The organism is Thalassotalea marina (assembly GCF_014656435.1).
Taxonomy (GTDB): Bacteria; Pseudomonadota; Gammaproteobacteria; order Enterobacterales; family Alteromonadaceae; genus Thalassotalea_C; species Thalassotalea_C marina.
Genome location: NZ_BNCK01000003.1, coordinates 592,683 through 602,098, shown reverse-complemented (window position 1 = coordinate 602,098; position 9,416 = coordinate 592,683). Strand labels below are relative to the sequence as shown.

The window sequence follows — 9,416 nt, the reverse complement described above, 5'->3', positions numbered from 1 at the left end:
CCTGCCGCCAGCGTTCAATCTGAGCCATGATCAAACTCTTCAATTAAAATCGTTTGTGCACCTAAGTGCGACTCAATGAATTCTGTACAAATAAAACTTATAAAAGTAGTTTTTGCATGAACCTCACTGAGTTAGTTTTTGATAGCCTAAGCTACTGGTAAAACATCATCACTGTGAGTGTCCACACAAATTGCATGATAACTAATTGTTAAAGAACTTATTCTTTCGAATAAATTGATAAGTCACATTCGCTTATCAATGTTGCTTGTGGCCGTTGCCTCAAGCGAGGATGCGCATTTTACGCATCTCAGTTTTGATGTCAACACTTTTCTTAAAAAACTTTATTTTATTTTTTCAAGTTTGGTTGATTGTTTTGTCAGGTATTTACTTAACTAAACTTATCAAAACTGCTTCTTGGCTTGTCCCCGAGAAGTGGATGCGCATTTTAGGGATTTTTATCTCGCCGTCAACACCTTTTTTCAATCAACTAACTGTTCGATGGATTTTCATACAAACCTCAGCATTTCTGGTAATAATTAGGCATAAATTGGGTTTTTAATGCTCATTTACTACTTCTAAATGCATTTTACAAAATTTAGCTTTATATAATTGCTGTTGGCATTAAATGTGTTTTCAACGTAGTCTTTTTAATAAAGAACCTAAACAAATTAAATGAGAGATCGAAAATGGCTAATAATCCATTAAGACCTTATAAAGGCATTGTGCCCACAGTTGGGCCAAAAAGTTACATCGACGAGAGTGCGGTACTCGTTGGCGATATTACTATGGGCGAAGAAGTTAGTGTTTGGCCACTAGTCGCCGCAAGAGGCGACGTTAATAAAATAACCATTGGCGATAGAACCAACGTCCAAGATGGTACGGTTTTACATGTAACCCGGTCTTCCAACACGCATGCTGATGGCTTTCCATTAACAATAGGCGAAGATGTCACTATTGGTCATAAATGTATGTTGCATGGATGTACTATTGGCAATCGAGTGTTGGTTGGAATGGGTTCGATAATTTTAGATGGCGCTGTTATCGAGGATGATGTTTTTATCGGTGCAGGTACCGTCGTACCACCTAATAAAACATTGCGCAGCGGTTATCTTTATGTAGGTAATCCAATGAAAGAAGCTAGACCCCTTAAAGATGCAGAACTAGCTTTCTTAAAAGAGTCAGCGTTAAATTACATTGTCACTAAAAATGAGTATTTAGAAGAGAATCTATAGCTACGGCTGGTAAATATGTATTTCACCGTGCTCAGGTTCGTTATCTTCCAACCAAAGTTCGGTGATCTCTTCCAAATCATATTTGGTACAGTTATCAATACTTGTCGTATGTTTTAGTGTCGGTGAGTGAAAATAAACTTGTATTAACTCACCTGACAATATGCCAGACATCTTCCATGCCTGTGCTTCTTCATCAAATACTAAGTCGTCATTAAATAAAATAGCTTGGTTCATTTTTATTCTGATCCATTTCTTAGTTGCGCTAACACATTAATAGTTTCTGGCATAACGCCACGCCACAGTTCAAAAGCGACTGCTGCCTGCCCCACTAACATACCCAATCCATCTACGGCTTTTAAGCAGTTGTTTTTTAATGCCCACTGACAAAAAGAGGTCAGCTGGTTTTTATATACCATATCGTATGCAAAGGTTTTTGTAGAAAAAATACTAGCTGGTACTGGAGGTAGTTCATCCGTTAAGCTAGCTGAGGTAGAATTGATCACCAAATCAAACACCATATTATCTAACTGCTCAATCGCTAATGCTTCAACCTTTCCATAAGGTGCAAAATGATTTGCCAACTCAATAGCTTTTTCATGAGTTCTGTTGCAAATCACTAACGACGAAACCCCGCTGTCTAGCAGAGGTTTTATTACGCCGCGCGCTGCACCACCAGCCCCAATCAACAATACAGTTCCTGTTAGAGGTGCTTTATTTGCTTTAAGATCTTCAACCAACCCCGCACCGTCGGTATTATCGGCAATGATGGTTCCATCGTCATTAAATACAAAGGTATTGACCGCTTGCGCCAACTGAGCGCGCTCAGATACTTGATCTGCAATTTTAAATGCTTGCTCTTTAAAAGGTACTGTTACATTGCAACCTTTACCACCTTGGGCAATAAATTTGGCAATTGCGCCTGAAAAATCATTTAGCTCTGCCTGTATTGCAGTATACTCTAGCGCTTGTTCAGTTTGCTGAGCAAACATGCTGTGTATTTGCGGCGATTTTGAGTGTTGGATTGGGTTTCCAAAAACAGCGTATTTATCCATAATTGAATGAAGGTTGTCGTTTTGTTTGGCATTAAAAAGCTTTTACAGAAAACAAACAAGTCTAAAATGTTATCTCCTAGTAATACTCCTTATATGATGATAGGTGGTGAAGTTGGTGTCAAAGCATTAGCCAATGCTTTTTATGACGAAATGGAAACCAACCCCCACTTACAAGAATTGTTAGCCATTCATCAACTTCCTCTAGACAATATTAGAGAGAAGTTTTTTCAGTACCTTTCTGGATGGATGGGCGGCCCACCATTATTTGAAGAAAAGTATGGTCATCCCCGACTAAGACAAAGGCACATGCATGTAAAGGTCACAAAGAAACAAGCTGAACTTTGGATGTTATGCATGAACAATGCAATGAATAAAACCGTAGAAGATAAACAATTAAAAGATCATTTACGACAAGCCTTTGGTCAACTTGCGTTGCATATGGTTAATCATCCATAAAAAAACCACCTTTGCTTATTCAGCTTAGGTGGTTTTAACTTTCACGGGAGGTTATTTTAGAATTTGTAACCTATCATTAGTGAATAAACCATAGGATCTACATCAACATCTGCAGAGCCTTTGATTGCATCACCAATTTTGAAGTTAGCTTCAGTGTCAATATCAATGTAACGAACAGAAGCATTGATGTGCCAGTTGTCATCAAGGTGATAGTCTGCGCCAACTTGCAAAGCGTAGCCAAAAGAGCTGTCTAATTCTAAGTCGTTAAAGCCTAATGATTTAGGTGCTTTAGAAAATTCTTCGTCGAAGAAGATTGTGTAGTTCAAACCAACACCAACATAAGGTTTAAACGCTGAGCTAGTGTCAAAGTAGTATAAAGCACTTACTGTTGGTGGTAAGTGAGTCACCTCACCTAAAGTTGCACCGTTAACATTAGTGTTAAATACACCTGGTGAAATACCTTTTGGATCATGGATTGTTACGTCATGTGAGAACGGAGTTGCTGCGAGTACTTCTACAGCCCAGTTCTTATCTAAGAAGTAAACAAAGTTCAAACCAAGTTGTGTGTTGTCGTCAACTGAAATTGAAAGAGGAGTGTTTCCACCTAACGCTTCAACATAAACGCCAGCTTTATCGCTATCCGGAGTTACATTAGTTAAACCGCCGCGAACATAAATATCGCCAGCATTACCAGCTAAAGCTAATGGAGATAACAAAGAACATAATACCGCGCCAATAAGTGTTTTTTTCATGAGCATTTCCTAGTGTTTCATTTGCATGATTAATTTTAATGACGCTATCTTATCGCTGTTCATTGAGCATTTATTTGACCTGACGCAAGGTTCTGACACTTTCACACAGAATTATTACAATATTAAATAGTTGTTAACATTTTTCGTCTAACCCTCTTGTAAATTAACTTCTTACAATACAACACCTTTAATCATAACAATGTGTCTGATTTCTCGTGCAACAGATTTATTCGCAAGTTAGTTTCCTCCGTTGGTTTTCCTTATATTTTGTATTTAACCTTGTTTTAGTCGTTACGATTTCGACTCAGTATTACCAGATTCACGGCTGGCCAGAAACAACCCTTGGCGCATTATTTTCACTGACCCATAGTATTGGTCATAACGGGTTATTGCTCTCTTTAGCCATGCTGCCTTTAATATTTTTAGCATTTATCCAACAAGCAGTACTGGCACAGCGTTTTGTTGTCGCTATTTATGCAACACTGGGTATAACCTTGTTAATTGCCGATACGTTTGTTTACCAACAATACCGATTTCATATTAATTTTATGGTGGTAGAGCTTTTTGTTGCAGGAGGTAATGAAGTAATAAGCTTTCCCATAACAATGTGGGCAAAAATAGCAGCCACAATTATTGGGGTGTTTTGTTTGCAGCTAAGTTTAATTTATGCGGCCACTCAACTTGCTCAGCGATTTAACCCAATCACAAAGCCAATCGCCATTACTATATTTAGCTGTTACTTCAGTGCCAATATTATACATGTATGGGCAGATGGTCTTTTTATTAAAGATGTTACTCAGCAGGCTAAATACTTACCGCTTGCCTACCCCGCAACAGCCAAACGTTTAATGGCTAAATACGGCCTATTAGATATAGAAGCACATAAACAGCAAGCCATGTTAAAGATGCGTAATCAACGTGGAAGCTTGTCCTATCCAAACGTTATTGACAGTCAACACAAGCTACAACAAAAACCTAATGTGTTGTGGATTATTATTGATGCGTGGCGTCCCGATACCCTAACCCCACAAAACATGCCTAATACCTATAAATTTAGTCAACAGGGCATACAGTTTACCAACCATTATAGTGGTAGTAATAACACTAGGCATGGGATGTTCTCGTTGTTTTACGGTTTACCAGGTAGCTACTGGGATGATGTGCTTAGTGACAATACTGTGCCTGCTATTTATCAAAGCTTTCAAGCAAATGATTACCAAACCCAAGTTTATGCCAGTGCTAAACTAACCATGCCAGAATTTGATCAAACGCTATTTTCATCAGTTAAAGGCTTAAGGACACATTCAAAAGGCAAAACGGCGTGGCAACGAGATATTGATGCTGTTAATAGTCTTATTGACGACTATCAACCTGAAAAAGCTTTTTTTAATATACTGTTTTTAGATGCAGCACATGGATTTTCACACCCTGCTGATTACCCCAAAATATTTGAGCCAGCACTTGAAGAACCTAACTTTATGGCGTTAAGCCCAGAGTATAATCGGGAGCCATTTTTCAATCTATATCGCAACGCAGTACATTTTATTGATACTCAACTGGCTAAAGTATTTGATGTTATTGAGCAGGACTTAGACAACACTATAGTCGTGATCACTGGCGATCACAGTGAAGAGTTTAATGACAGCAAACAGGGATTTTGGGGACACAACAGCAACTTTTCACGCTTTCAAACCCAAGTACCCATGATTGTATATTGGCCTGGTAAACAACCAGCTAAAGTTGATCGGCTAACTAGCCATGTTGATCTTGTGCCGACGTTTATGCAGACGTTATTTAAAGATGAAACGCCATTGGAACAAATGGGTATTGGTCACTCTTTGTTTGACCAAAAGCCTCAACGTGAAAGTGTTATATTAGGTCGCAAAGGATATTACGCTATCAACGACAATCGATATTTATATGAATTAGATAGATACGGCAATTTCACCATATACAATCAAGAGTACCAAGAACAAGAGTTGGCCGCCCCCAATATGGTAGAAATGCAAAAAGCGTTACATCACATGTCCCGCTTTTATCGCTAAAACGGCTAATTAGCCAAAAGGGTGAATATTTTATAACCCCAAACGATTACAAAATATGTAATGGCAACAAACACTGCGGCGGAGCCTAGATCTTTGGCTCTGCCACTTAGTTGATGCCTTTCTAATCCAATGCGATCAATTGCAGCTTCAACGGCCGAGTTTAATAATTCTGTGATCATAATTGCCATTATTGCTGATATTAAAATGGCAAATTCAACAAAACTATCTGCAATATATATTGCCACAGGAAACAGTACCAAAAACAAAAACACTTCCTGCCTAAAAGCAATTTCATATTTGTAGGCAGCCTTTAAACCAAGCCAACTATTTTTAGTAGCGGGTAGCAAACGCTCCAAGTGCCCTTTTTTATTTTTCTCTGTCATGGATATTTTACCTTACGCTAACCAATCTCGCGGAACTAAATAGTTTTGTAATTGTGCTTCTTCACTATCTTGTTCAGGCTGATAATTGTATTCCCATCTCGCTAAAGGTGGCATTGACATTAAAATGGACTCTGTGCGACCACCTGATTGCAAGCCAAATAATGTGCCTCTGTCAAACACTAAGTTAAACTCGACATAACGACCGCGGCGGTACAATTGGAATTGACGGTGCTTTTCTTCAAATGCATGTGATTTACGTTTGTTAATAATAGGCACATATGCATCTATGTATCCTTGTCCGACCGCCTTAACAAAGTCAAAACATCGATCAAACTCCCAATGATTAAGGTCGTCAAAAAACAAGCCACCCACACCACGAGTTTCATCACGGTGTTTTAGATAAAAGTATTCGTCACACCACTTTTTATAATCTTGATATACATTATCTCCAAACGGTTGGCACAAGTCTTTTGCTGTTTGATGCCAGTGAATAACGTCTTCATCAATAGGATAAAATGGTGTTAAATCAAATCCACCTCCAAACCACCAAACAGGCTCTTCACCTTCTTTTTCAGCGATAAAAAAGCGAACATTTGCATGAGATGTAGGAATAAAAGGATTTTTAGGATGAATAACCAAAGACACACCACAAGCTTGCCAACTGCGCCCCGCTAACTCAGGGCGATGCGCTGTAGCCGATGGTGGTAATTTATTGCCTGATACAAGAGAAAAGTTTACGCCACCTTGCTCAATTACATGTCCATTCGTTAATACCCGAGTTCGGCCACCGCCGCCTTCTTCACGAGTCCAGGTGTCTTCTACAAACTTAGCGCCTCCATCTGCTTGCTCTAACGCATGACAAATGTTGTCTTGAAGTTGCTGAAAAAAAGCAATTACTTGTTCTAAATTAGCTTGGCTCATGAGCGGAATGTTTCTCCTGTCAATGCATCAATAATGGTCGAAGGCTTTGTAAATCCTAATGTGTCACCTTTTATAATGAAATCAACCGCACTCCCCAAGTCTTGCTCAACTGTTTGCCAGCTCTTACCCGGCTCTTCACCCGAATAGTTGGCACTGGTAGAAACGATAGGTTTACCTGTTTGTTGGCAAAGTGCGACAACATCGGCTTGAGTAGTAACACGAATGGCAATAGTAGAAAACTGGCCAGTTAAAAACGGCTTAGCTTTACTGCTAGCAGGCACAACTTGTGTTACTCCATTCGGCCAACGACTTAACATTTGTTGCTTAACATCAGCAGGTAATTTGCTTTCGTCGACGTAAGGTTTTAATTGCTGGTAGTCGCCAGCTAACAATATTAAGCCTTTTTCTACCGGGCGGTTTTTTATTTTGAGGATTTTTTCAACAGCGGCTTGGTTATCAGGATCACAACCTAAGCCAAATACTGCCTCGGTTGGATACGCAATAACCCCGCCTTGTTCAAATACAGATACTGCAGTGGTCATAAACTTTAATGGTTACAAAACAAACTGCAGCGATTATAAAGGGTTTCAACTAACTTTACAGTCAATCATCTGTAAATAGTTAAACTAATACCAACTCTAATAACTATTCTGTCGACAGTTGTTTAACTTTCTCGCGTAAAACAAACTTCTGTACTTTACCGGTTGAGGTTTTTGGTAACTCACTAAATACTATTGTTTTTGGCGCTTTAAAGTTGGCCATATGTTCACGACAAAATGCAATGAGTTCTTGCTCCGTTGCTTGTTTTCCCGCTTTTAAGCCAACAAAGGCACATGGTGATTCACCCCACTTTTCATCAGGACGAGCGACAACAGCCGCTTCCATCACCGCTGGATGGCGATAAAGCACACTTTCTACCTCTACCGATGAAATGTTTTCACCACCAGAAATAATAATATCTTTGGAGCGATCTCGTATTTCAATAAAGCCATCAGGATGTTTCACCGCTAAATCGCCAGAGTGGAACCAACCATGTTTAAAAGCTTGCTCTGTGGCGGTTTCATTTTTCAAATAACCTTTCATGGTGGTATTACCGCGAAACATTATTTCGCCAATAGTTTCTGCGTCAGCTGGTACTGGCTGCATAGTGTCTGGATCTAATACATCAACTTCTTCTTGTGTTGGATAACGTACGCCTTGTCTGGCTTTTAATGCTGCTCTAGTGTCGTCATCAAGGTTATCCCAATCACTTTTCCATTCACTAACCACACAAGGACCATAAACTTCCGTTAAACCGTACCCTTGAGTAATATCAAAACCAAGCGTTTCCATACCTTTAATTACTGCAGCAGGTGGCGGCGCTCCAGCCGTCATCACTTTAATCCCTCTCGGTAACCCCTGGTGTAAATTTTCATCGGCGTTTAAAATCATATTCAGCACAATAGGCGCACCACAAAAATGGCTTACGTTATGTGTTTTCATCGCAGTTAACATGGCATTCACTTCAACTTGTCGTAAACAAACTTGAGTGCCCGCCATAGCGACTATGGTCCACGGAAAACACCAGCCATTGCAATGAAATAGTGGTAATGTCCACAGGTAAACAGCTTCATTACTTAATGGCCAAATCATATTGTTTCCCATGGCATTGAGATAAGCTCCACGATGAGAATACACCACTCCTTTGGGGTTACCTGTTGTTCCTGAAGTATAATTAAGAGCGAGAGCTTGCCACTCATCGTGAATCAAGTTGCCATCAAAGTTTGCATCACCTTGAGTTAATAGTTGCTGATATTCTACCTGACCTATACAAGCCTCTTGGCCTAGCTTTTCATCATCAATGTCAATTACTAGAGGCGATCTGGTACATAGCGCCAGCGCTTGACGAGCCACTTGAGAAAATGCCGTATCAACTAACAAAACATCACATTCGCTGTGATCTAAAATAAAGGCAATCGCTTGCGCATCTAGGCGAATATTTATCGAATTTAATACGGCACCGGTTAAAGGCACGGCAAAATGTGCATCAATAAAGGCAGGAATGTTGGGTGCGATGATACTGACAGTGTCTCCTGTTTTTACACCTTGCTTTATAAGCGCAGAGGCTAGCCTGCGAACATTTTCTCTAAATGTTTGATACGAAATGTTTTGATCTTGATGAATAATCGCTACTTTGTCGGGATATACATCTGCGGTACGGTTTAAAAAATTCAAAGGAGACAAAGGTTGGCTGTTAGCAGCGACTTTATCTAGCCCTTGTTGATAAATGTTGTGCATGGTGCGTTCCTCAATACTAGGCTTTATTGAACTTTGACTTCAAATTTTGACCATCAGTTCATCTCATCCTATAACATGATATTTGTAATGTTTTTATTTGGGTTTTACCTTTTTTAGTCACTATAAGTGTATACATTTTACTCAATAGCAAAATACGGCTTTAGTCTAGTGGCCTGCTTTGCTTTATGAAATTGATGTGTTTTTGAGCAATATTTAACTGGTAGCATTTCCGTATTGGGCTAAACATAGGTATAATGCGCGCCTTATTTTCACGGTGGCGGTTTGCCATTATTTATTA

Annotated in this window: 10 protein-coding genes; 3 read left to right on the top strand and 7 right to left on the bottom strand. The window is 39.4% G+C overall.

Annotation, left to right across the window (positions count from 1 at the left end):
• Positions 1-686: 686 nt before the first annotated feature.
• The gene (locus tag IE199_RS09180; protein ID WP_189769466.1) at positions 687-1,232 is read left to right on the top strand and encodes a gamma carbonic anhydrase family protein; all 546 of its coding nucleotides are present in this window, start codon (positions 687-689) and stop codon (positions 1,230-1,232) included.
• Here IE199_RS09180 and IE199_RS09175 read toward each other — a convergent pair whose 3' ends face one another.
• Together IE199_RS09175 and aroE are read right to left on the bottom strand one after the other, a co-directional pair.
• Complete coding sequence (locus IE199_RS09175; RefSeq protein WP_189769464.1) at positions 1,233-1,466, bottom strand: hypothetical protein; 234 nt, start codon at positions 1,464-1,466, stop codon at positions 1,233-1,235.
• Between the two features lie 2 nt (positions 1,467-1,468).
• On the bottom strand, positions 1,469-2,284 hold the full coding sequence (aroE, locus tag IE199_RS09170) for a shikimate dehydrogenase (RefSeq protein WP_189769462.1): 816 nt from the start codon (positions 2,282-2,284) through the stop codon (positions 1,469-1,471).
• 21 nt (positions 2,285-2,305) lie between these two features.
• On the opposite strand from aroE, the gene IE199_RS09165 reads away from it, so the two are divergent.
• Complete coding sequence (locus IE199_RS09165; RefSeq protein WP_229854621.1) at positions 2,306-2,740, top strand: group II truncated hemoglobin; 435 nt, start codon at positions 2,306-2,308, stop codon at positions 2,738-2,740.
• A 56-nt stretch (positions 2,741-2,796) separates the two neighbouring features.
• Here IE199_RS09165 and IE199_RS09160 read toward each other — a convergent pair whose 3' ends face one another.
• A complete protein-coding gene (locus tag IE199_RS09160) occupies positions 2,797-3,492 on the bottom strand; it encodes an OmpW/AlkL family protein (protein ID WP_189769458.1) in 696 nt (231 codons plus the stop codon).
• Positions 3,493-3,707: 215 nt separating this feature from the next.
• On the opposite strand from IE199_RS09160, the gene IE199_RS09155 reads away from it, so the two are divergent.
• On the top strand, positions 3,708-5,537 hold the full coding sequence (locus tag IE199_RS09155; RefSeq protein ID WP_189769456.1) for a DUF3413 domain-containing protein: 1,830 nt from the start codon (positions 3,708-3,710) through the stop codon (positions 5,535-5,537).
• A 5-nt stretch (positions 5,538-5,542) separates the two neighbouring features.
• Here the strand turns inward: IE199_RS09155 and IE199_RS09150 are convergent, their stop codons facing one another.
• From IE199_RS09150 to IE199_RS09135, 4 genes are all read right to left on the bottom strand, one after another.
• Entirely contained in the window at positions 5,543-5,920 is a 378-nt protein-coding gene (locus IE199_RS09150) for a diacylglycerol kinase (protein WP_189769454.1), read from the bottom strand.
• 12 nt (positions 5,921-5,932) lie between these two features.
• Positions 5,933-6,841, bottom strand: a complete 909-nt coding sequence (gene hemF / locus IE199_RS09145; protein WP_189769452.1) for an oxygen-dependent coproporphyrinogen oxidase — start codon at positions 6,839-6,841, stop codon at positions 5,933-5,935.
• Positions 6,838-7,383, bottom strand: coding sequence for an L-threonylcarbamoyladenylate synthase type 1 TsaC (gene tsaC / locus IE199_RS09140; protein ID WP_189769450.1), 546 nt, complete (start codon positions 7,381-7,383; stop codon positions 6,838-6,840). Before tsaC ends, hemF begins: the two co-directional genes overlap by 4 nt.
• Before the next feature lie 103 nt (positions 7,384-7,486).
• Complete coding sequence (locus tag IE199_RS09135; protein ID WP_189769443.1) at positions 7,487-9,118, bottom strand: acyl-CoA synthetase; 1,632 nt, start codon at positions 9,116-9,118, stop codon at positions 7,487-7,489.
• Between the last annotated feature and the right edge of the window lie 298 nt (positions 9,119-9,416).

Coding starts and splice junctions, on each gene's coding strand:
- IE199_RS09180 (WP_189769466.1), top strand. CDS start 687: ATGGCTAATAATCCATTAAGACCTTATAAAGGCATTGTGCCCACAGTT.
- IE199_RS09175 (WP_189769464.1), bottom strand. CDS start 1,466: ATGAACCAAGCTATTTTATTTAATGACGACTTAGTATTTGATGAAGAA.
- aroE (WP_189769462.1), bottom strand. CDS start 2,284: ATGGATAAATACGCTGTTTTTGGAAACCCAATCCAACACTCAAAATCG.
- IE199_RS09160 (WP_189769458.1), bottom strand. CDS start 3,492: ATGAAAAAAACACTTATTGGCGCGGTATTATGTTCTTTGTTATCTCCA.
- IE199_RS09150 (WP_189769454.1), bottom strand. CDS start 5,920: ATGACAGAGAAAAATAAAAAAGGGCACTTGGAGCGTTTGCTACCCGCT.
- hemF (WP_189769452.1), bottom strand. CDS start 6,841: ATGAGCCAAGCTAATTTAGAACAAGTAATTGCTTTTTTTCAGCAACTT.
- tsaC (WP_189769450.1), bottom strand. CDS start 7,383: ATGACCACTGCAGTATCTGTATTTGAACAAGGCGGGGTTATTGCGTAT.
- IE199_RS09135 (WP_189769443.1), bottom strand. CDS start 9,118: ATGCACAACATTTATCAACAAGGGCTAGATAAAGTCGCTGCTAACAGC.